Source organism: Enterobacter sp. IF2SW-B1, from assembly GCF_001743375.1.
Lineage (GTDB): Bacteria > Pseudomonadota > Gammaproteobacteria > Enterobacterales > Enterobacteriaceae > Enterobacter > Enterobacter bugandensis.
The window spans coordinates 265,395-291,767 of sequence record NZ_MJAA01000008.1 but is presented as its reverse complement, the minus strand read 5'-3'; the positions used below and the strand labels follow the sequence as shown (position 1 = coordinate 291,767).

At 55.4% G+C, this 26,373-nt stretch carries 23 protein-coding genes; 5 read left to right on the top strand and 18 right to left on the bottom strand.

Features of this window, described 5'->3' with window-relative positions:
* Positions 1 to 10 precede the first annotated feature (10 nt).
* The 9 genes from nuoI to lrhA form a co-directional block, all read right to left on the bottom strand.
* Complete coding sequence (gene nuoI / locus A6013_RS17300; protein ID WP_003861491.1) at positions 11 to 553, bottom strand: NADH-quinone oxidoreductase subunit NuoI; 543 nt, start codon at positions 551 to 553, stop codon at positions 11 to 13.
* Positions 554 to 566: 13 nt separating this feature from the next.
* Positions 567 to 1,544 (bottom strand): NADH-quinone oxidoreductase subunit NuoH, encoded by a 978-nt coding sequence (gene nuoH, locus A6013_RS17295; protein ID WP_008500211.1) that lies wholly within the window; start codon positions 1,542 to 1,544, stop codon positions 567 to 569.
* Positions 1,541 to 4,264, bottom strand: coding sequence for an NADH-quinone oxidoreductase subunit NuoG (gene nuoG, locus A6013_RS17290; RefSeq protein ID WP_069733484.1), 2,724 nt, complete (start codon positions 4,262 to 4,264; stop codon positions 1,541 to 1,543). The genes nuoH and nuoG overlap by 4 nt, the downstream gene beginning before the upstream one ends.
* A gap of 55 nt (positions 4,265 to 4,319) precedes the next feature.
* Positions 4,320 to 5,657, bottom strand: a complete 1,338-nt coding sequence (gene nuoF, locus A6013_RS17285; protein ID WP_006811381.1) for an NADH-quinone oxidoreductase subunit NuoF — start codon at positions 5,655 to 5,657, stop codon at positions 4,320 to 4,322.
* On the bottom strand, positions 5,654 to 6,154 hold the full coding sequence (gene nuoE, locus A6013_RS17280; RefSeq protein ID WP_006176513.1) for an NADH-quinone oxidoreductase subunit NuoE: 501 nt from the start codon (positions 6,152 to 6,154) through the stop codon (positions 5,654 to 5,656). Before nuoE ends, nuoF begins: the two co-directional genes overlap by 4 nt.
* A gap of 2 nt (positions 6,155 to 6,156) precedes the next feature.
* Positions 6,157 to 7,959, bottom strand: coding sequence for an NADH-quinone oxidoreductase subunit C/D (gene nuoC, locus A6013_RS17275; RefSeq protein ID WP_028013933.1), 1,803 nt, complete (start codon positions 7,957 to 7,959; stop codon positions 6,157 to 6,159).
* An 89-nt stretch (positions 7,960 to 8,048) separates the two neighbouring features.
* Complete coding sequence (nuoB, locus tag A6013_RS17270; RefSeq protein WP_003861482.1) at positions 8,049 to 8,723, bottom strand: NADH-quinone oxidoreductase subunit NuoB; 675 nt, start codon at positions 8,721 to 8,723, stop codon at positions 8,049 to 8,051.
* A 15-nt stretch (positions 8,724 to 8,738) separates the two neighbouring features.
* Positions 8,739 to 9,179: an NADH-quinone oxidoreductase subunit NuoA gene (gene nuoA / locus A6013_RS17265; RefSeq protein ID WP_014171000.1), complete on the bottom strand. Its 441-nt coding sequence runs from the start codon at positions 9,177 to 9,179 to the stop codon at positions 8,739 to 8,741.
* Positions 9,180 to 9,809: 630 nt separating this feature from the next.
* On the bottom strand, positions 9,810 to 10,748 hold the full coding sequence (gene lrhA / locus A6013_RS17260) for a transcriptional regulator LrhA (RefSeq protein ID WP_028013934.1): 939 nt from the start codon (positions 10,746 to 10,748) through the stop codon (positions 9,810 to 9,812).
* Positions 10,749 to 11,685: 937 nt separating this feature from the next.
* Here lrhA and alaA point away from each other — a divergent pair.
* Positions 11,686 to 12,900, top strand: coding sequence for an alanine transaminase AlaA (alaA, locus tag A6013_RS17255; protein WP_069733483.1), 1,215 nt, complete (start codon positions 11,686 to 11,688; stop codon positions 12,898 to 12,900).
* 94 nt (positions 12,901 to 12,994) lie between these two features.
* Entirely contained in the window at positions 12,995 to 13,594 is a 600-nt protein-coding gene (gene yfbR, locus A6013_RS17250) for a 5'-deoxynucleotidase (RefSeq protein ID WP_028013935.1), read from the top strand.
* A 52-nt stretch (positions 13,595 to 13,646) separates the two neighbouring features.
* On the opposite strand, the gene A6013_RS17245 is transcribed toward yfbR, so the two are convergent.
* The 4 genes from A6013_RS17245 to yfbV all read right to left on the bottom strand — a co-directional run bounded on the left by A6013_RS17245 (position 13,647) and on the right by yfbV (position 17,268).
* The gene (locus A6013_RS17245; RefSeq protein WP_028013936.1) at positions 13,647 to 15,479 is read right to left on the bottom strand and encodes an SLC13 family permease; all 1,833 of its coding nucleotides are present in this window, start codon (positions 15,477 to 15,479) and stop codon (positions 13,647 to 13,649) included.
* A gap of 75 nt (positions 15,480 to 15,554) precedes the next feature.
* Positions 15,555 to 16,214: a sugar phosphatase gene (locus tag A6013_RS17240; RefSeq protein WP_063437057.1), complete on the bottom strand. Its 660-nt coding sequence runs from the start codon at positions 16,212 to 16,214 to the stop codon at positions 15,555 to 15,557.
* Positions 16,215 to 16,225: 11 nt separating this feature from the next.
* The gene (locus tag A6013_RS17235) at positions 16,226 to 16,720 is read right to left on the bottom strand and encodes a YfbU family protein (protein ID WP_003861461.1); all 495 of its coding nucleotides are present in this window, start codon (positions 16,718 to 16,720) and stop codon (positions 16,226 to 16,228) included.
* Between the two features lie 92 nt (positions 16,721 to 16,812).
* Entirely contained in the window at positions 16,813 to 17,268 is a 456-nt protein-coding gene (gene yfbV, locus A6013_RS17230; RefSeq protein ID WP_028013938.1) for a terminus macrodomain insulation protein YfbV, read from the bottom strand.
* A 337-nt stretch (positions 17,269 to 17,605) separates the two neighbouring features.
* Here yfbV and ackA point away from each other — a divergent pair, with 337 nt between their 5' ends.
* A complete protein-coding gene (gene ackA, locus A6013_RS17225; RefSeq protein ID WP_041908924.1) occupies positions 17,606 to 18,808 on the top strand; it encodes an acetate kinase in 1,203 nt (400 codons plus the stop codon).
* A gap of 75 nt (positions 18,809 to 18,883) precedes the next feature.
* A complete protein-coding gene (gene pta / locus A6013_RS17220; RefSeq protein WP_069733482.1) occupies positions 18,884 to 21,025 on the top strand; it encodes a phosphate acetyltransferase in 2,142 nt (713 codons plus the stop codon).
* 112 nt (positions 21,026 to 21,137) lie between these two features.
* Here pta and A6013_RS17215 read toward each other — a convergent pair whose 3' ends face one another.
* The 5 genes from A6013_RS17215 to A6013_RS17195 form a co-directional block, all read right to left on the bottom strand.
* Positions 21,138 to 22,091 (bottom strand): transketolase family protein, encoded by a 954-nt coding sequence (locus tag A6013_RS17215; RefSeq protein WP_045259691.1) that lies wholly within the window; start codon positions 22,089 to 22,091, stop codon positions 21,138 to 21,140.
* Entirely contained in the window at positions 22,084 to 22,914 is an 831-nt protein-coding gene (locus tag A6013_RS17210; protein ID WP_069733481.1) for a transketolase, read from the bottom strand. Before A6013_RS17210 ends, A6013_RS17215 begins: the two co-directional genes overlap by 8 nt.
* A complete protein-coding gene (locus tag A6013_RS17205; RefSeq protein ID WP_045631476.1) occupies positions 22,911 to 24,302 on the bottom strand; it encodes a PTS ascorbate transporter subunit IIC in 1,392 nt (463 codons plus the stop codon). The genes A6013_RS17210 and A6013_RS17205 overlap by 4 nt, the downstream gene beginning before the upstream one ends.
* A gap of 21 nt (positions 24,303 to 24,323) precedes the next feature.
* Positions 24,324 to 24,596 carry a PTS sugar transporter subunit IIB gene (locus A6013_RS17200; RefSeq protein WP_069733480.1) on the bottom strand — a complete coding sequence of 91 codons (273 nt, stop codon included), beginning with the start codon at positions 24,594 to 24,596 and terminating at the stop codon, positions 24,324 to 24,326.
* An 80-nt stretch (positions 24,597 to 24,676) separates the two neighbouring features.
* Complete coding sequence (locus A6013_RS17195; RefSeq protein ID WP_069733479.1) at positions 24,677 to 25,120, bottom strand: PTS sugar transporter subunit IIA; 444 nt, start codon at positions 25,118 to 25,120, stop codon at positions 24,677 to 24,679.
* Between the two features lie 232 nt (positions 25,121 to 25,352).
* On the opposite strand from A6013_RS17195, the gene A6013_RS17190 reads away from it, so the two are divergent.
* Positions 25,353 to 26,372 (top strand): LacI family DNA-binding transcriptional regulator, encoded by a 1,020-nt coding sequence (locus tag A6013_RS17190; RefSeq protein WP_069733478.1) that lies wholly within the window; start codon positions 25,353 to 25,355, stop codon positions 26,370 to 26,372.
* Position 26,373 lies beyond the last annotated feature (1 nt).

The following is a 26,373-nucleotide window of genomic DNA, read 5'->3' as shown; positions in this document are numbered from 1 at the left end:
TGCCCTCTCCTTACGGTAACAGGCTCTTGACGTCGATAGGCTTAGCTTCGTTCTCTGCTTCGCCCTTATCTTTGCCGTCGATTGCCATACCCGCCATCCGGTAGAAGTTATATTCCGGGTATTTGCCCGGACCGGAAATCAGCAGATCCTCTTTCTCGTACACCAGGTCCTGACGCTTGTACTCACCCAGCTCGAAGTCTGGAGTCAGCTGAATCGCCGTGGTTGGGCACGCTTCTTCACACAGACCGCAGAAGATGCAGCGTGAGAAGTTGATGCGGAAGAACTCAGGGTACCAGCGGCCGTCTACCGTCTCGGCTTTCTGCAGAGAGATACAGCCGACCGGACACGCTACCGCACACAGGTTACAGGCAACGCAGCGCTCGGAACCGTCCGGGTCGCGCGTCAGCACGATACGGCCACGGTAGCGCGGCGGCAGATATACCGGCTCTTCCGGGTACATCCGGGTTTCGCGTTTAGCAAACGCGTGCAGGCCGATCATCCAGATACTGCGTACCTGGGTACCGAAACCTACCAGTAATTCTTTTAAGGTCATGGTCTATAGCCCCTTATGGCTGCTGCCAGAGAATGACAGCTGCCGTTACCAACAAGTTGACGAGCGTCAGCGGCAGGCACACTTTCCAGCCGAAGGACATTACCTGGTCATAACGTGGACGCGGTAACGCTGCGCGAATCAAAATGAACATCATCATGAAGAACGCGGTTTTCAGCGCGAACCAGATGAACGGCGGTAAGAACGGGCCATGCCAGCCACCAAAGAACAGCGTTACCATCAACGCGGAAATGGTGACGATACCGATGTACTCGCCCACAAAGAACAGACCGAACTTCATGCCGGAATATTCGATGTGGTAACCGTCGGCCAGTTCCTGTTCGGCTTCCGGCTGGTCAAACGGGTGACGGTGACACACGGCCACGCCCGCGATAGCAAAGGTAATAAACCCAAAGAACTGCGGGATAACGTTCCAGATGTCGGCCTGGTTGTTGACGATGTCGGTCATGTTGAATGAACCGGCCTGCGCCACCACGCCCATCAGGGAGAGTCCCAGGAACACTTCGTAGCTCAGCGTCTGCGCGGAAGCACGCATCGCACCCAGCAGCGAGTATTTGTTGTTACTGGACCAGCCTGCGAACAGGACCGCGTAAACCGCGAGACCTGCCATCATCAGGAAGAACAGAATGCCGATGTTCAGGTCAGCGACCACCCAGGTCGGGCTGACCGGAACGATAGCAAACGCCAGCAGCAGCGAGGTGAAGGCGATCATCGGTGCCAGAGTAAAGATCACGCGATCCGAGAAGCGCGGGATCCAGTCCTCTTTAAAGAACATCTTGATCATGTCCGCGACCAGCTGGAGTGAACCACCCCAGCCCACGCGGTTCGGTCCGTAACGGTTCTGGAACAGACCGAGCAGACGACGTTCACCAAAGCTCATGAACGCGCCGCAGGTGACCACCACCAGCAGGATCACAATCGCTTTCAGAATGCTCAGCAGGATGTCGATAAGATCCGGCGTTAACCAACTCATGCTTTTGCCTCCTGCAGATTATCAAGACGCGCACCCGCCAGAACCGGCGCGATGCCAGGCATACCCATCGGCAGACCGACCTGCCCTGCTGTCAGATTTTCAGAAATAATCAGCGGCAGGCTGATGGTCTGGCCGTCATAGCTAAAGGCGATGTTCGCGCCCGCGTTAACGCCAAGCTTCGCGGCATCCGCCGGGTTGAGCTTGATGTAAGGCTGCGGCATACGGGTCTGGAAGACCGGTGAACGCTGGGACAGCTCGTCGCTACCGAACAGGTGGTAGTACGGGGCAATACGCCAGCTACCGTCCTGCGCCTGGAAGCTCGCCGGTACGGTGGTGAAGAAGTCCAGACCGGTTTCGGAAGCTTCAATCAGACGCACGCCCGGATCGCCGTGGCGCAGGGAGCCGCCCACTTCCGCCTGGAACTTGTTCCACGCCTGCGGGGAGTTCCAGCCCGGAGCCCATGCGAACGGGATTTGCGAACGCGGGGCAGACGGCTGGTTGTTCCCTTCCATGGAGAAGGCGAACATGGTGTCTTTATCCTGCGGCTGGCGCGGTTCGTGCACGCTGATGTTGGCACGCATCGCGGTACGGCCGCTGTAGCGGTGCGGTTCACGCGCCAGCTTCTGGCCGCGGATGCGGAAGCTTGCTTCAGGTGCGGCATCTTTAATGCCTGCCAGCTGAGGCAGTTTTTCCACCACCGCGTCGATAACGTGGTCGAGCTGCGTCCAGTCCACTTCACGGCTCTGCACGGTGCTGTGCAGGGAGTGCAGCCAGCGCCAGCTTTCCAGCATCACGGTGTTGCTGTCGTAGTACGCCGGGTCATAAACCTGGAAGAAACGCTGGGCGCGGCCTTCGTTGTTGATAACGGTACCGTCGCTTTCTGCGAAGCTTGCCGCAGAGAGCACCAGGTGCGCTTTGTCCATGATCGCGGTGCGCTGATGGTCAATGACCATCACCAGCGGCGCTTTGGAGAGCGCGGCGTCAACGCGAGCGGCAGACGCATGACGATGCAGATCGTTTTCCAGCACCACCACGGCGTCAGCGGAACCGGATTCCAGTTCGCTTAACGCTTCTTCCAGCGAGCCGCCGCCAATCATGCCCAGACCGATGCTGTTTACCGCACGGGCAATCATGGTCACGCCGACGTCTGCACCGCGGCCTTTCAGGGCTTTGGCAACGTTCGCGGCGGCCTGAATGATTTCAGCGCTACCGGCGTTGGTACCGGAGATAATCAGCGGTTTCTTCGCACCTGCGAGGGCCTGAACAATCACGTCGACCTTGTTTTGCAGGTCGCGATCCAGTTCAACGGCCGGTGAGCTGTTGTCCAGCGCGTGGGCAATGGCAAAGCCAAGACGCGCCTGGTCTTCAACCGGCGCGCAGTAGGTCCACGCCGCGATATCATCCAGACGGGTATTGTCGACGTTAGTCACAAACAGAGGATGCTTCGCGCGCTGGCCGATGTTGAGGATCGCCGCAATCTGCCAGTCAGCCACTTTCTGCGCCGCTGCCATTTCACGTGCTTTACCCTTCACCGCCTGACGAACCGCCAGGGCCGCGCGGGCGCCGGTCTGCGTCAGGTCTTCACCCAGCACCAGAACCGCATCATAGGATTCAATTTCGCGCAGCGCAGGGGTATGGATACCACCTTCACGCAGCACTTTCAGTACCAGCTGCAGACGTTCCTGCTCGCCCTGGGCGATTCCGGTATAGAAGTTTTCCGCCCCGACCAGCTCGCGCAGCGCGAAGTTGCTTTCGATACTGGCGCGCGGGGAGCCGATGCCGATCACTTTCTTCGACTGGCGCAGGATATCTGCCGCGCCCTGCATCGCCTGTTCAGCGTTCAGGGTAATAACGTCGTCGCCACGGCGCTGAACCGGCTGACGCGGACGGTCTTTCAGGTTCACATAGCCATAGCCGAAACGACCGCGGTCGCACAGGAAGTAGTGGTTAACGGTACCGTTGTAACGGTTTTCGATACGACGCAGTTCGCCGTAGCGCTCACCCGGGCTGGTGTTACAGCCGAGGGAACACTGCTGGCAGATGCTTGGTGCAAACTGCATGTCCCATTTACGGTTGTAACGCTCGGAGTGGGTTTTATCCGTGAATACGCCGGTCGGACAGATTTCTACCAGGTTACCGGAGAATTCGCTCTCCAGCACGCCGTCTTCCGGACGGCCGAAGTAGACGTTGTCGTGTGCGCCATACACGCCCAGATCCTGACCATCCGCGTAGTCTTTGTAGTAACGCACGCAGCGGTAGCAGGCGATGCAGCGGTTCATTTCGTGAGAGATGAACGGCCCCAGATCCTGGTTACGGTGGGTACGCTTGGTAAAGCGATAGCGACGGAAGCTGTGACCGGTCATCACGGTCATATCCTGAAGGTGGCAGTTACCGCCCTCTTCACAAACCGGACAGTCGTGCGGGTGGTTGGTCATCAACCACTCCACCACGCTTTCACGGAACTGTTTGGCTTCTTCGTCATCAATCGAAATAAAGGTGCCTTCGGTGGCTGGCGTCATACAGGACATCACCAGGCGACCACGCGTGTCTTCCGCGTTTTGATATTGCTTCACCGCACACTGGCGGCAAGCACCGACGCTGCCCAGCGCCGGATGCCAGCAAAAGTACGGAATATCGAGGCCAAGAGACAGACAAGCTTCCAGCAGGTTGTCCGCCCCGTTGACTTCGTATTCTTTGCCGTCTACATGAATCGTAGCCATTAGCATGCTTCCAGTTGGCTCAGTCGAAACCGAGCGTTAATCAAAATTCTTGTCGTTACCAGCGCGCTTTCAGCAGGTTCGGCTGAATACCATTGATCGAATGGGTATTGCTGAACGGCTGCTTGATGCCTGCTTCGAATTCGTCGCGGAAATATTTAATCGCGCTCTGCAGCGGCTCGACGGCACCCGGTGCGTGGGCGCAGAAGGTTTTACCTGGCCCTAAGAATCGACACAGTTGCTCAAGTGTCTCGATATCGCCCGGCTGGCCTTCGCCGCGCTCGATGGCGCGCAGGATCTTCACGCTCCATGGCAGACCGTCACGGCACGGTGTACACCAGCCGCAGGACTCACGGGCGAAGAACTCTTCCAGGTTACGCACCAGCGATACCATGCCGATCTCGTGGTCGACGGCCATCGCCAGCGCCGTACCCAGACGGCTGCCTGCTTTCCCAATGCTTTCGAATTCCATCGGCAGGTCAAGGTGGGCTTCGGTCAGGAAGTCTGTCCCTGCCCCACCCGGCTGCCAGGCTTTGAATTTCAGGCCATCGCGCATGCCGCCGGCGTAGTCTTCAAGAATTTCGCGTGCGGTGGTACCGAACGGCAGTTCCCAGACGCCAGGGTTCTTCACGCGACCGGAGAAGCCCATCAGCTTGGTACCGGCATCTTTGCTTGAGGAGATGCCCTGATACCACTCCACGCCGTTGGCGAGGATAGCCGGGACGTTACACAGGGTTTCGACGTTGTTAACGCAGGTCGGTTTACCCCAAACGCCGGAGCTTGCCGGGAACGGTGGCTTGGAACGCGGGTTCGCACGGCGGCCTTCCAGGGAGTTAATCAGCGCAGTTTCTTCACCGCAGATGTAACGCCCGGCACCGGTGTGCACGAACAGTTCGAAGTCAAACCCGGTACCCAGGATGTTTTTACCCAGAAGGCCGGCTTCGGTGGCTTCGGCAATCGCGCGACGCAGGTTTTCTGCCGCTTCGATGTACTCACCGCGCAGGAAGATGTAGCCACGGTACGCTTTCAGCGCAAACGCGGAGATCAGCATGCCTTCCACCAGCAGGTGCGGCAGCTGCTCCATCAGCAGGCGGTCTTTATAGGTGCCTGGCTCCATTTCATCGGCGTTACACAGCAGGTAACGGATGTTCATGGATTCGTCTTTCGGCATCAGGCTCCACTTCAGACCGGTGGAGAAGCCCGCACCGCCGCGGCCTTTCAGGCCGGAATCTTTCACCGCATTAACGATGTCGTCCGGCGCCATGCCGCCGAGGGCTTTACGCGCACCGGCATAGCCGTTTTTGCTCTGGTATTCGTCGAGCCATACCGGCTGTTTGTCATCGCGCAGACGCCAGGTCAGCGGATGCGTCTCAGCAGTACGAATTACAGTTTTCATTTGTACTGCTCCAGCAGGTCAGGAATCGCTTCCGGCGTCAGATGGCTGTGAGTGTCCTCATCAATCATCATGGTCGGCCCCTTGTCGCAGTTACCCAGGCAGCAGGTTGGCAGCAGAGTAAAGCGTCCATCGAACGTGGTCTGGCCCGGCTTAATATTGAGCTTTTTCTCAATCGCAGCCTGAATGCCCTGATAGCCGGTAATGTGGCAGACGACGCTGTCACAGTAGCGGATCACATGGCGGCCTACCGGCTGACGGAAGATCTGGCTGTAGAACGTAGCTACGCCCTCTACGTCACTTGCCGGAATGCCCAGCACTTTTGCGATCTCGTAAATCGCCCCATCCGGCACCCAACCACGCTGTTTCTGTACGATTTTCAGCGCTTCAATGGACGCCGCACGCGGGTCTTCGTAGTGGTGCATCTCGTGCTCAATGGCGGCACGCTCTGCTTCACTCAGCTCAAAAGCCTCGGTTTGTGGTTGTTGATTCTCGTGCATAATTAGCGGTCCACATCTGACATAACAAAATCGATACTACCCAGATACACAATCAGGTCAGAGACCAGACTGCCGCGGATGGCGGACGGGATCTGCTGCAGGTGCGCAAAGCTCGGCGTACGCACGCGGGTACGGTAGCTCATGGTGCTGCCGTCACTGGTCAGGTAGTAACTGTTAATACCCTTGGTCGCTTCAATCATCTGGAAGGATTCTTGCGCCGGCATGACCGGGCCCCAGGAAACCTGCAGGAAGTGGGTGATCAGGGTTTCGATATGCTGCAGCGTGCGCTCTTTCGGCGGCGGCGTGGTCAGCGGGTGATCCGCCTTGAACGGGCCTTCCGGCATGTTGTTGAGGCACTGCTCAAGGATGCGCAGACTCTGGCGCAGCTCTTCCACTTTCAGCATCACGCGGGTGTAGCAGTCGGACACACCGCCGCCAACCGGCACTTCAAAGTCGAAGTTCTCGTAGCCAGAGTAAGGACGGGCTTTACGCACGTCGAAATCAATACCGGTCGCGCGCAGGCCAGCACCTGTAGTCCCCCACTCCAGCGCTTCTTTCGCGCCATAGGCAGCAACGCCCTGGGAACGGCCTTTCAGGATGGTGTTGCGCAGCGCGGCTTTCTCGTAAGACGCCAGACGCTTCGGCATCCAGTCGAGGAATTCACGCAGCAGGCGGTCCCAGCCGCGCGGCAGATCGTGTGCCACACCGCCGATACGGAACCAGGCCGGGTGCATACGGAAGCCGGTAATCGCTTCCACCAGATCGTAGATTTTCTGACGATCGGTAAAGGCGAAGAAGACTGGGGTCATCGCGCCCACGTCCTGAATGAACGTAGAGATGTACAGCAGGTGGCTGTTGATGCGGAACAGTTCTGACAGCATAACGCGAATCACGTTAACGCGATCCGGTACGGTGATGCCTGCCAGTTTCTCAACGGCCAGCACGTATGGCATTTCGTTTACGCACCCGCCGAGGTACTCGATACGGTCGGTATACGGAATGTAGCTGTGCCAGGACTGACGCTCGCCCATCTTCTCAGCACCGCGGTGGTGGTAGCCGATGTCAGGGACGCAGTCGACAATCTCTTCGCCATCAAGCTGAAGAATAATACGGAATGCACCGTGCGCAGACGGGTGGTTCGGACCGAGGTTGAGGAACATGAAGTCCTCGTTTTCAGTACCGCGCTTCATGCCCCAGTCTTCCGGCTTGAAGGTCAGCGCTTCCATCTCCAGATCCTGCTTGGCTTTGGTCAGCTCAAACGGATCGAATTCGGTCGCACGTGCCGGGTAGTCTTTACGCAGCGGGTGGCCGGTCCAGGTCTGCGGCATCATGATGCGCGTCAGGTGCGGGTGGCCGTCGAAGGTCATGCCGAACATTTCCCAGGTTTCACGCTCATACCAGTTAGCGTTCGGGAAAAGTTTGGTGATCGTCGGCAGATGCATGTCGTTTTCAGACAATGCCACCTTGAGCATGATATCCGTGTTGCGGTCTATTGAGATCAGGTGGTAGAAAACGGAAAAATCCGCAGCAGGGAGACCCTGGCGGTGCGTTCTCAGACGTTCGTCCATGCCGTGTAAGTCAAACAGCATGACGTAAGGTTTTGGCAATTTCTTGAGGAAATCGACAACTTCCAGCAATTGTTCACGCTTCACCCAAACAACGGGTACCCCGGTGCGGGTCGCCTGAACGGTAAAGGCATCCGGCCCAAAACGGTTGCGCAGTTCGCCAATAACGGGGTCATCAAGATGATCCCGGGTCTGCCAGGCGGCTTCTTGCGCGGTTAAGTCGGTCATATTGTTCACCATTGCAAATGGTCCGTGGTGACTGTTAAGCCTGGCTTCGCGCTATTTGAGTAGTGATATGCGAAGGTTTTCTCCAGGCCTACAGGCGCAAATTAAATTTCGTCAGGCGTACGCAGGTTGGTGACGGCAATACGTTCACCACGTTTACGCTCGCGCTCGGACTGCATGTTCGCGCGATAGACACCCTGATCGCCAACAACCCATGAGAGTGGGCGACGTTCTTTACCGATAGACTCCTGCAGCAGCATCAGCGCCTGCATATAGGCTTCTGGGCGCGGCGGGCAGCCCGGGATGTAAACATCCACCGGAATGAACTTATCAACGCCCTGTACAACGGAATAAATGTCGTACATACCGCCGGAGTTTGCACATGCGCCCATGGAAATAACCCATTTTGGCTCCAGCATCTGGTCATACAGACGCTGAATAACAGGTGCCATTTTGGTAAAGCAGGTACCGGCCACCACCATCAGGTCAGCCTGACGCGGGGAAGCACGAAGTACCTCGGCCCCAAAACGCGCAACGTCATGCACCGCAGTGAATGACGTCACCATTTCAACGTAGCAGCAAGAAAGGCCAAAGTTGTATGGCCAGATGGAGTTCTTACGACCCCAGTTGACCATATCGTGCATGGCATGTTCGAGTTTGCCCATGTACACGCTTTTGTTGACTTCTTGCTCCAGGGGGTCGGTTACGATCTCCTGTTTTTGCAGGGGGTAACGGTCATTCTCACCGTTAGGATCTATGCGGGTGAGCGTATAATCCATCTTATTGCCTCGCTGTTACTGCTGACGATTAGAGATACTGTTTTCCGGGTTGATGTGTTCACGACGTGAACGCGCAGGCGTCCAGTCAAGCGCGCCAATACGCACCAGATAAACCAGACCGGCCAGTAGCACTAAAATGAAAATTGCGGCCTCGACAAAGCCCACCCAACCACTTTCGCGAATGGAGGTCGACCATGCGAACAGGTAGAGCGCTTCCACGTCAAAGATGACGAAGAACATCGCTACCAGATAGAACTTGGCAGACAGGCGTAAGCGAGCGGAACCTACTGAATCAATACCTGATTCGAAAGGTGTGTTTTTGTGCCTTGCACGGGCGCGACCGCCCAGGAACCAGCCGCCGACTAACATCAGGCAGCACAGGCCAATGGCTACAATAAGAAAGATTGCGAATGCCCAGTGATGAGCGATGACTTCTGTGGATGTTGACATACTCATTGCTTACTCATCAAAAGTGATACCGACGACACTGCTCTTGCTGGCAGATGGGCATCACATCGATTCATGGGGAGGAACAAATAACCTTACACTAACTGTCTGAAATGAGACGTAGACAGCAAAATGATGGGGTTTTTTACTCCTTTCTATAACCTATTGTCAACTTTAACAAAGGTTTCTTCACATTAAATTACATCGAGCGATTCTCATTAACATTTGGTGCCCTTTAACCCTGGTGGTTACCTGACTTTTCGTCAAATGCATGTTGTTGAATCGTGTCCGTTTTGGAAGTAAAAAAAATAACCCTCCTATTTTGACAGGATTTGCCAACGATTCCTCCCCCCAAATAGGAGTATTTTCTTGATCTGAGACACGCTTTTGTTAATTCACCCAAAAAACCGGCAACATATTTGCTGCTTTTTTAACATCAAGGGGTTATGGATGAAGTTAGAACGGAAAGTGAACAAGATTTAAGCAGAAGCATTTATTCCCTTGATATGTATGTTTTATTTATGAAAACCCTGTTACGAAAGAGGATAATAATGGCAAAAAAAAGCCACTGCGTGCGAAAACGGCACGAGTGGCTTTTTTTTACACTTACAATTTGTTACCAGAATTTTGAGCTTTTGATCACTCAAAGTCACCTTCAACGATCAGGGAATCATCCCCCCCTTCGGAGGTAACATGCTCGAACTGCCATGGGTTATGGTAATTTTCCATCGCCTCAAACACCACCTTCGCCAGCTCGTTATGACTGGACGCGTTATGGCAAAGCAGATACTCGGTATCCGGCAGCGCTGGGAGACCATCAGATTTACCGAGAACGCGCAGATCGGGGCTCATCATCTCTACCGGACGGGCCGTTACGCCAAGACCCGCTTTCACGGCGGCACGCACCGCAGGCAGCGTGGACGCTACATAGGCCAGACGCCACGGAATGTTGGCTTCATTTAACGCCGTAAGCACCATATCCCGGAAAGGACTCGGATCGTCCAGTAAAACAAGCGGTACGGGTTCCCCTTTTTGCAACACGTATTCCGCTGCGCAATACCAGTGCGTTGGCGATGTGCGCAAGGTCAGACAATCAAACTGTCCGGGACGATGCGTCGTGACCACCAGGTCGACCTTGTTCTCATTTAACATCTCAACCATAAAGGCATTACGTTTTACGCTCACATCCAGCGCAAGCTTCGGATAAACCGAGCTAATTCGGTTGAGAAGAAACGGCAATATTGTATCCGCTGACTCATCAGATGCCCCTAAGGTTAACACCCCCTGAAGGTTGCTAAACATTAATGACATACATGCTTCATCATTAAAGCGAAGAATTTTCCTGGCATAACCCAGTAGCTGAATACCGTGTTCCGTTAAGAGCTTATTACGCCCGTGACGGGCAAAAAGCTCTTTCCCAACCAGTTGCTCCAGCCGCTGCATTTGCTGGCTAACGGCGGACTGAGTTCGGCAGACGGCGGCAGCAGCTGCTGCAAAAGTGTTGAGATCGGCGACCGCAACAAACGTTCTCAGCAGATCGAGGTCGAGATTCATTATCGGACGATTTGCATTTATCATATCTATTCACTTTCAGGTTGCTCGTGCGGAGCTGCCCGGGTTGAAGCTGTGTGTAACAGTTAAGCAATTCCTTCTGAAGGTTTTCCCTCGCATCCCGGCCCGGCAGACTGCCTGACAGATAGTTATTGTGCTGCTTTATATCAACAGTCAGAAAGCACGTTTCATGACGTTATTTTATTCTCTTAAACGTTCAGGATATTTAGATGTTCGCAGGGTTATGTAAATTACATTAAAGGCGTAACACTTTTTCTGCCATCTTTTTCGCAGCGCTGTCAACGTAGCAGGAGATGTTTGACACATTCCAGCCAGAGATAACTCCAACAATAACAATCAATTAAACCGAAAAATCAGTTTCAAAAATGCAAAACCACTGCATCTTTCTACTGCTTTCCGTATAGACATCTTAACCCAAATCCACTTTATTTATAAGTCTTATTGCAATATTCGGGATTAAAGAGGTTTGTTAAGCTTCTAAACTAATTTTATTAGAATTAACTAAAGTTGCATTTTGTTGGTTAATAATAAATAAATTTTAATTTAGATTATGGTCATTCATTAATAACACTTAACATTAATTTCACATGATTAACTTTTAGCCGCTCCGGGCTATTACTGCAAGGTCCCTTCAACACTCAGGTTTTACGAAATGTCACCCAGCGCAACTTCTGCTTGTTGTCTGCGCGTTTTTTATTTTCCATCAGAACAATATACATAATTCACATAAATTCTTAGCACAATCAACCTTTATTTATGGTTTGTACATGACGTTAAGGCGGTGAAAGCGACAGTCAATAGTTAAAAAGATTCATCACAATTTCGCTATGGGCACAAAATCTTCTTCTGCACACCCTTCAAAACGAAGCGTGGGGGGAGTACATTATTCCGTGCTGACTTCCACGGCAGGGAGTGGCAATAATAGCGAAAAGGTTAAAGGTTCATGTCCCCTATCGAAAAATCCAGCAAGCTAGATAACGTCTGTTATGACATCCGTGGCCCGGTTCTGAAAGAGGCAAAACGCCTTGAAGAAGAAGGCAACAAGGTTCTGAAGCTCAACATCGGCAACCCCGCGCCATTTGGTTTTGAAGCGCCGGATGAAATTCTGGTTGATGTGATCCGCAACCTGCCTACGGCACAAGGCTATTGTGACTCAAAGGGACTTTACTCCGCCCGTAAAGCCATTATGCAGCACTACCAGGCGCGCGGTATGCGTGACGTTACCGTCGAAGATATCTATATCGGCAACGGCGTCTCCGAACTTATCGTTCAGGCCATGCAGGCGCTGCTGAACAGCGGTGACGAAATGCTGGTTCCCGCGCCGGACTATCCGCTGTGGACCGCTGCCGTATCGCTCTCCAGCGGTAAAGCGGTACATTATCTTTGCGACGAATCCTCTGACTGGTTCCCGGATCTGGATGACATTCGCGCGAAAATCACGCCTCACACGCGTGGGATTGTGATCATCAACCCGAACAACCCGACGGGCGCGGTCTATTCAAAAGAGCTGCTGATGGAGATCGTGGAGATCGCCCGCCAGCACAACCTGATCATCTTCGCTGACGAAATCTACGACAAGATCCTGTACGACGCGGCGCAGCACCACTCTATCGCCGCGCTGGCGCCCGACCTGCTGACCGTCACCTTTAACGGACTGTCTAAAACCTACCGCGTGGCCGGTTTCCGTCAGGGCTGGATGGTGCTGAACGGCCCGAAAAAGCACGCAAAAGGCTATATTGAAGGGCTTGAGATGCTGGCGTCGATGCGTCTTTGCGCCAACGTGCCTGCGCAGCACGCGATCCAGACGGCGCTGGGCGGCTACCAGAGCATCAGTGAGTTTATCGTCCCTGGCGGTCGCCTGTACGAACAGCGTAACCGCGCATGGGAACTGATCAACGATATCCCGGGCGTCTCCTGCGTGAAGCCGAACGGGGCACTGTATATGTTCCCGAAAATTGACGCGAAGCGCTTCAATATCCACGACGATCAGAAAATGGTGCTCGATTTCCTGTTGCAGGAAAAAGTGCTGCTGGTTCAGGGGACGGCGTTTAACTGGCCGTGGCCGGACCACGTGCGTATCGTGACCCTGCCACGTGAAGACGATCTCGAAATGGCTATCAGCCGCTTCGGGCGATTCCTCTCTGGATACCATCAGTAATCTTAAAATCAGGCTACTTCGGTAGCCTGATTTGCATCTTCCCTCCCCTCCCCGCACAATGAAGTCCTGTCGCAGTGAAGACAAAAGGTAACCTATGAGTCAGAGCCATTTCTTTGCCCACCTCTCCCGCCTGAAACTGATCAACCGCTGGCCGCTGATGCGCAACGTGCGTACAGAGAACGTGTCTGAGCATAGCCTGCAGGTTGCTATGGTTGCTCATGCGCTGGCTGCCATTAAGAATCGCAAATTTAACGGGCAGGTGAATGCCGAGCGCATCGCTTTGCTGGCGATGTACCACGACGCATCAGAGGTGCTGACCGGCGACCTGCCTACCCCAGTGAAATATTTCAATTCTCAGATTGCTCAGGAATATAAGGCTATCGAGAAGATTGCCCAGCAGAAGCTTATCGAGATGGTGCCCGAAGAGCTGCGCGATATCTTTGAACCGCTCATCGACGAGCATCAGTATACGGAAGATGAAAAGTCGCTGGTCAAACAGGCCGACGCGCTGTGCGCCTATCTGAAGTGTCTGGAAGAGCTGTCTGCGGGCAATAATGAGTTTTTACTGGCGAAAACGCGTCTGGAAAAAACGCTGGAATCCCGCCGTAGCGAAGAGATGGACTACTTCATGCAGGTATTTGTGCCGAGCTTCCATCTATCGCTGGACGAGATTAGCCAGGATTCACCGTTGTAATTTTACCCGGGTGGCGGCTTCGCCTTACCCGGCCTACGTTTCTGCGCTCACGCTAAAACGGGAATAAAACCGGAATTAACACCACGCACACCACCATCACCAGCACGGTGAACGGCACGCCCAGCTTCACGAAATCGCTGAACTTATAATTCCCCGGCCCCAGCACCAGCGTGTTCACCGGCGATGAAACCGGCGTCATAAACGCCGCGGATGCCGCCATCGCGACCATCATCGCAAACGGGTACGGCGACACCCCCATGGATTTCGCCATCGCCAGCGCAATGGGCGCCATCAGCACCGCCGTCGCGGTATTCGAGATAAATAACCCTATCGTGGCGCACATGACAAACAGACAGACCATCATCATGTACGGTCCATACCCGCCGCCCACGTCCATCAAGCCTTTTACGATCAGATCCACCCCGCCGGTTTTTTGCAGTGCCAGGGCAAAGGGCATCATCCCGACGATAAGAATAATGCTCGGCCAGTGAATGGCTTTATACGCGCTTTCGGCGTCAATGCAGCGGAATTTCCCCATCAGCAGGCAGGCGATAATGGCCGCGACCGGATTAGGGATTTCATCGGTCAGCATCAGCGCCACCATCAGCACCAGACAGAAAATCGCATGAGGCGCCTGGCTGTGCGCCGGGGAGGCATCGCTCTCCTCGACCGGCATGTTGAGCACCACAAAATCACGCCCTTTTTGCCCGAGCTGGCTTATCAACTTCCAGTTGCCGACCACGAGAAAGATATCTCCCAGCAGGATCGGCTCATCGACGACGGCCCCTTCCATCGCCACGCCATCACGCTTCAGCCCCACTACGTTCAGGCCATAGCGGGTACGGAAACCCATTTCACGCACGGTTTTACCCAGCAGTTCCGATTCCGGTATCAGCGACACTTCGGCCATCCCCACATCCAGCGCCTGGTCGGAGAAATACTCGCCGCGTAGCACCATCGGCTCCAGCAGCTGCTCGCTACAGAACTCTCGCAGATCCACGTCCGCCGTTGACATATCAATAAGCAGGACATCACGCGCGCGGAACTCTGATACCCCGTTCACGTTAACGATCACCCGGCGAAAACGACGCCAGCGCTCAACCCCGATCACGTTCGCGCCATAACGCTCGCGCAGCTTAAGGTCGTCGAGCCGCTGGCCGACCATCGGCGAGCCGGGGCGAATGGCCAGACGGCGCGCCCGCCCGGTGAGGCGGTACTCTTTGATCAGATCGCGGAAGGTACGTCGCTTCCACCCCTCTTTGTTCTTATCCTGTTTGTCGCCCTTCAGGGCAAAACGGGTCAGCAGCATGTAGACCACGCCCATCGCCAGAATCACCAGCCCAAGCGGGGTGACGCTGAAAAAGCTGAAGCCCTGAAACCCTTCACGAATCAGCTCGCTGTTGACAACCAGGTTCGGCGGCGTCGCCACCAGCGTCATCATTCCGCTGATCAAACCGGCAAAGCTCAGGGGCATCATCAGGCGCGACGGCGAGCTCTGCATCCGCATTGAAACGCTCAGCACCACCGGGATAAAAATAGCGACCACGCCCGTTGAGCTCATAAACGCCCCCAATCCGGCGACCGTCAGCATCAGGTAGATCAGCATTTTGGTTTCACTGCTGCCGGCCACCTTAACCAGCCACGCGCCCATGATGGTCGCCACGCCGGTGCGAACAAGGCCGTCGCCGATGATAAACAGGGCAGCTATAAGGATAACGTTGGGGTCGCTGAACCCGGAGAAGGCTTCCGGTAGCGTGAGCGTGCCGCTCAGCACAAACGCGACGATGACAAACAGGGCGACGGCATCCATGCGCACCTTGCCTGTGGCGAAGAGAATAATGGCGATTAAAAGCAGGCTCAGAACCCAGATCAGTTCACCGTTCACAACCTATCCTTGTCAGTGGAAGATGAGAAATTTTGCCATAAAAAAGCCCCAGCAGCGTGGGGCTATATCATGGGATTACATTTTTAGCGAGACGGTTACAACTCCGTCGGGCGCTTTTGACACCGCCAGCGCCGTCAGAGAATGAATCACAAAGTCCGCCTCGTCCAGGCGTGGAGATCCCGCCGGAACGTTAACGGCAATGACGTGGCTCCCGGCGTTCAGCCCGGCCAGCACGCCAGCGGCCGCATCTTCCACCACCACACACTCTGCAGGCGCGAAGCCCAGCATTTCTGCACCAAGCAGAAACGCATCCGGCTCCGGCTTGCCGCGTTTAACGCGCTCAGCCGTAATGAACACCTCAGGCTTCGGTAAACCGGCCGCCTTATGGCGGGCATGCGCGACCGGAACAGAGCCGGAGGTGACGATAGCCCACGGGATTTGCGCTTCATTCAGATGCTCAAGCAGTTCGCGCGCCCCGGGCAGCGCGGTAATGCCCTCGGTGTCGGTGGCCTCAATCTGCTCCAGGTATCTGAACTCCGCCTGGATCTCTTCCTCAGAACGCCCCGCTAAAAAGTGCCGCAATGAGGTAATGGCCTGTTTGCCATGGATAAAATTCAGCACGTCCTTATGGTCGATGCCGTGCCGGTCGGCCCAGTGGCACCAAGAACGCTCCACCACCGGCAGCGAATCCACCAGCGTACCGTCCAGATCAAACAGAAAACCTTTACACTGCACACGCACCTCCGTCAGGCATTAATGATTTGTTGAATTTCGTTGCTGCTTAAATGGTACTGACGCGGGCAGGCGTGCCACGCGCTCAGCATACGTTGATATTTATCCCACATGGGGGTTTGGGCGTTGAAGCCGTGCGTTCCCGCATCAAAATGGGTGTAGCGCCCTTCGGTGTTCACCATAAAGCGAACATAGCTCAGATAGCGCGCTTCCGTCGCGGCATCAAAGCCTAAGAAGGTCACGCGACGTTCATCAATGGTCTGCTGGTCTTTGAGGTTCGTCCAGGAGACGTGCAGAGCGTGATACATCTCCATAATGTCGATCACGATGCGGCAGGTTTCTTCTTTCAGCTCGCCAAACTCGCGGTCCAGTTCGCGCATTTGCAAACCAAAACCGCGTTCGACGATGGTTTGCAGGCGGCTGTAGCGCGCAGCGTTATCGGGATCAAGCATAGTCATCATCTTGTACTGGTTAGACAAAATCAGACGTTGAGCATGGGTCATTTCCATCTTTCGACTCCTGTAGCGCATTGCACTGTAAAAAAAAGACACGGTAACGGTGTGTTACTGTGCCTTCTTTTGTTAGTCGTTTCGATGATCAATCACAAGTCATCGAGGAATGTTTTATCCAGCTGCTTAAAAGCACGCTTTAACGTGTCCGCCAGCGCCTGGTAATCCGGCTTGCCTTCAACCGGGGCCAGCGCCTGCCCGGCCTCCTCCAGTTTTCCACGCACTTCATAAAACCAGTGTAAAATTGAAGGCGGAAGCGGCGTAATGGAGCGTTTGCCTAACCACCACAGCCCCTGCATCGGCAGGCTTAACGCGAAGAGCGCCGTTGCGACGGCAGGACCAAGCTGTCCACCGAGGGCGATTTGCCAGCACAGAGTAAAGATAGCGACCGGAGGCATAAAGCGAATCGCATAGCGCGTGGCGCGGATCGTGCGATTCTCAATAAACATTGGCGCAAGGCGCTTTTCCATTGGCCACGTCTTTGCGTAATGCTGTCCCCGACGAAACAGACTGAAAAAGCTCACGGACGGGATTTCGGGTGTCGACATGGCTGTACCTCAACTTCACATATAAAAATTAAAATTTTTGTGCAAAACCACAACAGGCTATGACAACGTTCAAAATATTTTGTCATCGCTACCCCGTATCGGGTATTCTGTGCCAGCCTGATAGGGCCGTAGACGAGAAGCGTTAACTCGTCAAATTATCGCATATTATGCCATTGTCTGAAAAATGTTCAAAATGGCTTAAAATCATAGGTATTTCTTCCATCCTGCCAGAATGTTCGTTTGGCATGATGTTAATCATAAACGTCTGGGTCAGCTTGCGTTACGCTTTTAGGCTCATTGACGTTTTTTTAGCCACGTATCAATTATAGGTACTTCCATGTCGAGTAAGTTAGTACTGGTTCTGAACTGCGGTAGCTCTTCACTGAAATTCGCCATCATCGATGCGCTCAACGGTGACGAGTACCTCTCTGGTTTGGCCGAATGTTTCCATCTGCCTGAAGCACGTATCAAGTGGAAGATGGACGGCAGCAAACAAGAAGCGGCTTTAGGTGCAGGCGCCGCTCACAGTGAAGCGCTGAACTTTATCGTTAACACTATTCTGGCACAAAAACCAGAACTGTCTGCTCAGCTGACTGCGATTGGTCACCGTATCGTCCACGGCGGCGAAAAATACACCAGCTCCGTTGTCATCGACGACTCTGTTATCCAGGGCATCAAAGACTCTGCCTCTTTTGCTCCGCTGCATAACCCGGCGCACCTGATCGGTATCGCTGAAGCGCTGAAGTCCTTCCCGAATCTGAAAGACAAAAACGTGGCCGTGTTTGACACCGCGTTCCATCAGACCATGCCGGAAGAGTCTTACCTCTATGCCCTGCCGTACAGCCTGTACAAAGAGCACGGCGTACGTCGCTACGGCGCGCACGGCACCAGCCACTTCTATGTGACTCAGGAAGCCGCAAAAGTCCTGAACAAGCCGGTTGAAGAAGTCAACATCATCACCTGCCACCTGGGCAACGGTGGTTCTGTTTCTGCTATCCGCAACGGTAAATGTGTTGATACCTCTATGGGTCTGACCCCGCTGGAAGGTCTGGTGATGGGTACCCGTTCCGGTGATATCGACCCGGCGATCATCTTCCACCTGCACGACACTCTGGGCATGAGCGTTGACGACATCAACAAAATGCTGACCAAAGAGTCTGGCCTGCTGGGTCTGACCGAAGTCACCAGCGACTGCCGTTACGTTGAAGACAACTACGACAGCAAAGAAGACGCGAAGCGTGCAATGGACGTTTACTGCCACCGTCTGGCGAAGTACATCGGTTCTTACACCGCGCTGATGGACGGTCGTCTGGACGCGGTTATCTTCACCGGTGGCATTGGTGAGAACGCGGCAATGGTACGTGAACTGTCCCTGGGCAAACTGGGCGTTCTGGGCTTCGAAGTCGATCACGAGCGTAACCTGGCTGCCCGCTTCGGCAAGTCTGGCTTCATCAACAAAGAAGGCACCCGCCCGGCTATCGTTATCCCAACTAACGAAGAGCTGGTCATCGCGCAAGACGCGTGCCGCCTGACTGCCTGATTCCACACCGCCAGCAATGCTGGCGGTGCTGTTTTGTAACCCGCCCAATGCGGCGGTAACGAAAGAGGATAAACCGTGTCCCGTACTATTATGCTGATCCCTACCGGAACCAGCGTCGGCCTGACCAGCGTCAGCCTCGGCGTGATCCGCGCTATGGAACGCAAAGGCGTTCGTCTGAGCGTCTTTAAGCCTATTGCCCAGCCTCGTGCCGGTGGCGATGCGCCAGACCAGACCACCACCATCGTGCGTAAGAATTCCAATCTTCCTGCGGCTGAACCGCTGAAGATGAGCCACGTTGAGTCTCTGCTCTCCAGCAACCAGAAAGACGTGCTGATGGAAGAGATCATCGCCAACTACCACGCTAACGCGCAGGACGCGGAAGTGGTGCTGGTTGAAGGCCTGGTCCCGACCCGCAAACACCAGTTTGCCCAGTCCCTGAACTTTGAAATCGCGAAAACCCTGAACGCAGAGATCGTTTTCGTGATGTCTCAGGGGACTGATACCCCAGAGCAGCTGAAAGAGCGTATCGAACTGACGCGCAGCAGCTTCGGCGGCGCGAAAAATACCAACATCACCGGCGTGATCGTGAACAAGCTGAACGCGCCAGTGGATGAGCAGGGCCGTACGCGTCCTGACCTGTCCGAAATCTTCGACGACTCTTCCAAAGCGAAAGTCATCAAGGTTGATCCGGCAAAGCTGCAGGAATCCAGCCCGCTGCCTGTACTCGGCGCAGTGCCATGGAGCTTCGATCTGATTGCCACCCGTGCAATCGATATGGCGCGTCACCTGAACGCGACCATCGTTAACGAAGGCGATATCAACACCCGCCGCGTGAAGTCCGTGACCTTCTGCGCGCGCAGCATTCCTCACATGCTGGAGCACTTCCGCGCAGGTTCCCTGCTGGTGACCTCCGCAGACCGTCCGGACGTGCTGGTTGCTGCCTGCCTGGCGGCGATGAACGGCGTGGAAATCGGTGCAATTCTGCTGACCGGCGGCTACGAAATGGACGCGCGCATCAGCAAGCTGTGCGAGCGTGCGTTCGCTACCGGCCTGCCAGTCTTCATGGTGAACACCAACACCTGGCAGACCTCTCTGAGCCTGCAAAGCTTCAACCTGGAAGTGCCGGTTGATGACCATGAGCGTATCGAGAAAGTTCAGGAATACGTTGCGGGCTACATCAACGCAGACTGGATCGAATCCCTGACCGCGACCTCCGAGCGCAGCCGCCGTCTGTCTCCTCCAGCCTTCCGCTACCAACTGACCGAGCTGGCGCGTAAAGCGGGCAAACGCGTGGTTCTGCCAGAAGGCGACGAGCCACGTACCGTTAAAGCGGCGGCCATCTGTGCAGAGCGCGGTATCGCGACCTGCGTGCTGCTGGGTAACCCGGATGAGATCAACCGCGTTGCGGCGTCTCAGGGCGTTGAGCTGGGTGCTGGCATTGAAATCGTTGACCCGGAAGTGGTTCGCGAAAGCTACGTTGCCCGTCTGGTTGAGCTGCGTAAGAACAAGGGCATGACCGAAGCCGTTGCGCGCGAGCAGCTGGAAGACAACGTCGTGCTGGGCACGCTGATGCTGGAGCAGGACGAAGTTGACGGTCTGGTTTCCGGTGCGGTTCACACCACCGCGAACACCATCCGTCCACCGTTGCAGCTGATCAAAACCGCACCGGGCAGCTCGCTGGTCTCCTCCGTGTTCTTCATGCTGCTGCCTGAACAGGTTTACGTTTACGGCGACTGCGCGATCAACCCGGATCCTACCGCAGAACAGCTGGCAGAAATCGCTATCCAGTCTGCGGACTCCGCGACTGCCTTCGGTATTGAACCACGCGTAGCGATGCTCTCCTACTCCACCGGCACCTCTGGTGCAGGTAGCGACGTAGAGAAAGTCCGTGAAGCGACCCGTATTGCGCAGGAAAAACGTCCCGATCTGATGATCGACGGCCCGCTGCAGTATGACGCCGCGGTAATGGCTGACGTGGCGAAATCCAAAGCGCCGAACTCGCCGGTTGCCGGTCGCGCTACCGTGTTCATCTTCCCGGATCTGAACACCGGTAACACCACCTACAAAGCGGTACAGCGTTCTGCCGACCTGATCTCCATCGGGCCAATGCTGCAGGGCATGCGCAAGCCTGTGAACGACCTGTCCCGTGGTGCGCTGGTTGACGATATCGTCTACACCATCGCGCTGACAGCAATTCAGTCTTCGCAGCAGCAGTAATGTTAAAAAGCCCGGTGGCGCTAGCGCTTACCGGGCCTACGGTCTTGTAGCCCGGATAAGCGAAGCGCCATCCGGCAAGAAAGGCGACCACTTAATTGGTCGCCTTTTTTTATTACAGCAGCTCCCGCGCCGCCGACACAATGTCATGCGCCGTCAGGCCATACTCTTTTTGCAGGAAGTCCTGTGTGCCCACCTGGCCGTAACGCTCCTTCACGCCCACGCGACGCATCGGCACCGGGCAGGTCTCCACCAGCACTTCCGCCACCGCTGACCCGAGACCGTTGTGAATACTGTGGTTTTCGCAGGTGACGATGCGCCCGGTTTTCTCGGCATAGTTTTTCACCAGCATCCGATCGATAGGCTTCAGGGTAAACATGTCGATGACCGCTGCGCTAACCCCCTCCTGTTCAAGCTGGCGCGCCGCTTCCAGCGCTTCCGCCACCATGATGCCGTTGGCAATCAGCGTGATATCGCTTCCCTCGCGCAACACGTTGCCTTTGCCAATGGTAAAGGTTGAGCCCGGCGCATAGACGCTCGGCGCCTGCTTGCGGATGGTGCGTACCCAGTAGAAGCCTTCGAGATCGATAAGCTGGCGCAGCACATCCTCGAACATCACCGCATCGGTGACTTCCAGCACCACCGAATGCGCCAGACCGCGCACGATGCCCATATCCTCGAAGGACATATGCGTCCCGCCGTTGTGGCAGGCCGTCACGCCCGCATCCGAGGCAATCACCTTCACGTTGTTGCGCTGGTAGTCCAGGGACATAAACAGCTGGTCGAAGCAGCGACGGCTGGCAAACGCGGTGAAAGTGTGCACGAACGGCTTACGGCCGGTGAGCGACAGCCCCGCCGCAGTGCCGATGACGTTGGCCTCCATAATGCCGCAGTTAATCACGTGCTGCGGATAATCGCGCGCTACGCCGTCCATCGCCATTGAACTCATCAGGTCCGCTTCCAGGGCGATAATCTCGCTGCCGGCCTCAATCTGCTTTGCCACAAAGCCCGCGTAGACCTTGCGCATCTCAACGGCGTCTTTCTGTCCTGCCGGTGCAACCTTAATCATGTGAAGCCTCCAGTTGGCGAATCGTCTCATTGAGGGCCGCTTTGCTCTCCGCGGTCAATCGCAGGTGGTGCGAGTTGCTGAGCTGTTCCAGGTAAGACACGCCCTGCCCTTTGATGCTGTCGAGGATCACCACCCGCGGACGCGCATCGGCCTCCGGTACCCTTGAAGTCACCTTCAGCAGTGCCGGAATGTCGTCCCCTTTGACCGTCACCACGTCAAAGCCAAAGGCGCGGAATTTGCCCTCCAGGTCGAAGGCACAGATGATTTCGTCCAGTTCGCCGTCGAGCTGCTGTTTGTTCCAGTCCACGAACACGGTCAGGTTGTTCAGACGATGGTGAGCGATAAACTGGAACGCTTCCCAGCACTGGCCTTCGTTCAGCTCGCCGTCGCCAACGATGCAGAAGACCCGATTCGGTCGCCCGGCCAGCTTGTGCGAGAGTGCCATACCGCCCGCAATGGAGATCCCCTGCCCCAGCGAGCCGGTGGTGGCATCCACGCCGCGCGTTTTCAGACGGTCCGGGTGGCTGGGCAGACGCGTGCCGTTCTGGTTCAGCGTACTCAACTCTTCAACCGGGAAGTAGCCCTTAATCGCCAGGGTGCTGTAGAGCGCCGGGCCTGCATGACCTTTCGACAGCACAAAGTAATCGCGCTCAGGCCAGTCCGGATCCGCCGGGTCGATCTTCATCACGGCGCCGTACAGCACCGCCAGGGTTTCCACCACCGACATGCTGCCGCCGTAGTGCCCAAAGCCCAGCTGCGTCAGGGATTTGAGGGTTTCAAGACGGATCTGACGCGCCAGTTCGGTTATCTCGTTCTCATTCATGATTTGGCTCCGGTATTTTCCTGCGCGTTACTACCCGCAGGTTTGTTTTTCGCGAAGATGTTGTAGGCCACCAGCAGCGCGAACAGCGCCACAACCAGCCCGGTGATGGCAAGCGGTGACAGGAAGCGCGCCAGGTTGCCCAGCACAATCCCGACCGCGCCGAAGTCGGCGTCCGAGAAGGTGGTGTTAGCAAAGCCAATCGCACCCAGTACCGGCAGCAGCAGGACCGGGAGGAAGGTAATCAGCAGGCCGTTAGCAAAGGCGCCTATCATTGCCCCGCGGCGTCCACCGGTGGCGTTACCGAACACGCCCGCCGTTGCGCCGGTGAAGAAGTGCGGCACTACGCCCGGCAGGATCAGCACCCAGCTAAACTGACCGCAGATCAACAACCCCACAATTCCCCCGAGGAAGCTGAACAGGAAGCCAATCAGCACCGCGTTTGGCGCATACGGGTAGACCACCGGGCAGTCCAGCGCCGGACGCGCGTTCGGCACCAGTTTTTCTGAGAAGCCGGTAAAGGCCGGGACGATTTCCGCCAGAATCAGGCGCACGCCCTGCAGGATGATGAACACGCCCGCCGCGAAGGTGATCGCCATGATGATGGCGTAGACCAGGTAGTTTTGCCCGCCGCTGAAGGTGGACTCCACGTACTCACGCCCGGCGCTTACCGCCATGATCAGGTAGATAATCATCATGGTCAGGGAGATGGAGATCGAACTGTCGCGCAGGAAGCTGAGGTTTTTCGGCAGGTTCATCTCTTCGGTGGAGCGCGAGCCTTTGCCGACCCTGCTGCCAATCCAGCCGGACAGCACGTAGCCCAGCGTACCGAAATGACCGAAGGCGATCTCATCGTTGCCGGTAATACGCTTCATATAGCGCTGCGCAATCGCCGGGAAAAAGGCCATAATCAGGCCGAGGATCAGTGAACCGGTAAAGACCAGCCCCACCCCTTCAAAGCCCGCGACCGTCAGGATCACGCCGATCATGCACGCCATGTAGAAGGTGTGGTGCCCGGTCAGGAAGATGTACTTCAGGCGGGTAAAGCGCGCGACGACAATGTTCGCCACCATGCCGAAGGCCATGATCAGCGCGGTCGAGGCACCGTATTTTTCCAGCGCGATCGACACAATCGCTTCATTGTTTGGAATAATGCCCTGGATATTAAAAGCGTGCTCAAACATGCCGCCTAACGGGTTTAACGACCCCACCAGCACCGTGGCGCCACCGCCCAGTACAATAAAGCCGAGAATCGTTTTAATTGTGCCTTTTACGACATCAGAAAATGCTTTTTTCTGCGCGACCAGACCAATTAACGCAATTAAACCCACCAGCACCGAAGGGACTTTTAAAATATCGACAACGAAATTCAGCGTTTCAAGGATAAACATATCCACCTCGCCTTATCAGGGTTATTGTCTGTCGAACCAGGCGCGCAGCTGCGCTTCGAGTTCGTTGATATCAATGATGTTGTTGATCACCACCAGCTGGCTTTCCGGCACGCTGCCGCTGGCCGCAATGTCTTTCGCCATCACGAACAGGTCCGCCGCGCCCGGCGTGGCGGAGGAGAGATCGGAGTGTTCAACCTCGGCCTCAATATCCAGCTTTTTAAGCACTTTTTTAATGTTCATTTCGACCATAAAACTGCTGCCCAGGCCAGAACCGCAAATAGCCATGATTTTCATCGTTGTCCCCTTATTTTGAGTAGAGCACGCCCCATCACGCTGGCGCGTAATGTTGTGAATAATCGGATTAAAAAATTAAATCAGAAGCGGTCAATAATGGTTTTAATGTCCTCCAGGGTATTCGCCTGATGTAATTTCTCCATATCTTCGTCGCTGGAAAATAATTCAGCGAGCGCGGATATCATTTCGATATGGCTATGTTTATCCGGTGCCGCAAGCATAATAATCAGATCGACAGGGTCAAACTCTCCGGCACCAAAAGAGACGCCCTGTTTTAGTTTTAGTAATGACAAGCCCAGTCCTTTGGCGCCTTCCTCCGGCCGCGCATGCGGCATGGCTAGCCCTGGTGCCAGCACATAATAGGGTCCTAACGTATGGTGCTGCTGAATGATTGCCGTCACGTATTCCGGTGCAATCACCTGCAGATCCAGCAGCGGTTTCGCGCATATCTCCAGCGCCTGTGGCCAGCTTTCCACGCTATCCTGCAGCGTGATGGTTGTATCATATATCCAATTTTTGAGCATTTTCCCTCCCGCCAAACGCTAAAGATGGGCAAACTTTATTCAACCCATCAATCATTGACTGCGATCGGGATCACAAAGATAGCGCTACCAATTACCAACATGCAGAAATGTGATAGCGCTATCAAAATGTAATCATGGTGTGAAATCACAGCAAAAAAAGGGATTTAAGGCGTATACTGCCTGTCACCTGAAATGAAGGAAAAAAGAACGCGTCTGGTCAGCAGGAAGGTGTATGTCTTTAACCCGAAAACGGCGCAGTACCGGAAAAGTCACGCTCGCTGATGTCGCGCAGCTTGCCGGAGTCGGCACGATGACCGTCTCCCGTGCGCTCCGCACGCCCGAACAGGTTTCCGATAAACTGCGTGAAAAAATTGAAGCTGCGGTGCAGGAGCTGGGTTATATGCCCAATCTCGCCGCCAGCGCACTGGCATCCGCGTCCTCATGGACGATTGCGATGGTTGTTCCCAACCTTTCCGAAGCCGGTTGCTCTGAAATGTTTGCGGGCCTACAGCAGGTGCTGCAGCCCGCCGGATACCAGATTATGCTGGCAGAGTCCCAGCATCGGCTTGAGCAGGAAGAGAAGCTGCTTGAGACCCTGCTGGCGTCAAATATCGCCGCCGCGATTTTGCTCAGCGTCGAGCACACCGACACCGTTCGCCACTGGCTGAAAAACGCCTCGATTCCGGTAATGGAGATGGGTGCGATGCGCGCCGATCCGATCGATATGAATATCGGGATCGATAACGTGGCGGCCATGTACGAGCTGACGGAAATGGTGATTAGGCGCGGCTACCAGAATATCGGCCTGCTGTGCGCAAACCAGGAGCAGTGGATTTTCCAGCAGCATTTGCAGGGCTGGTACAAGGCGATGCTGCGCCATCATCTGTCGCCGAACCGGGTGATTAACGCGGCGATCCCGCCGAGCTTCTCGACCGGCGCGGCACAACTGCCAGAGTTCTTGCTGGCGTGGCCGGAGCTGGATGCGCTGGTGTGCGTATCAGATGAGCTGGCCTGCGGCGCGCTGTATGAGTGTCAGCGTCGACGCATTAAAGTGCCGGACGATCTGGCTGTCGTGGGCTTTGGCGATAGCGACGTGAGCCGCGTCTGCCAGCCGCCGCTGACGACGATGGCGGTACCGCATCGAAAGATTGGGATTGAGGCAGGTAAAGCGCTACTGGAACGTCTGAATGACGGAGACTGGCGCGACCAAAAACCCATCGCGTCCAGCCTGTGTCTGCGGGAAAGCTGTTAAG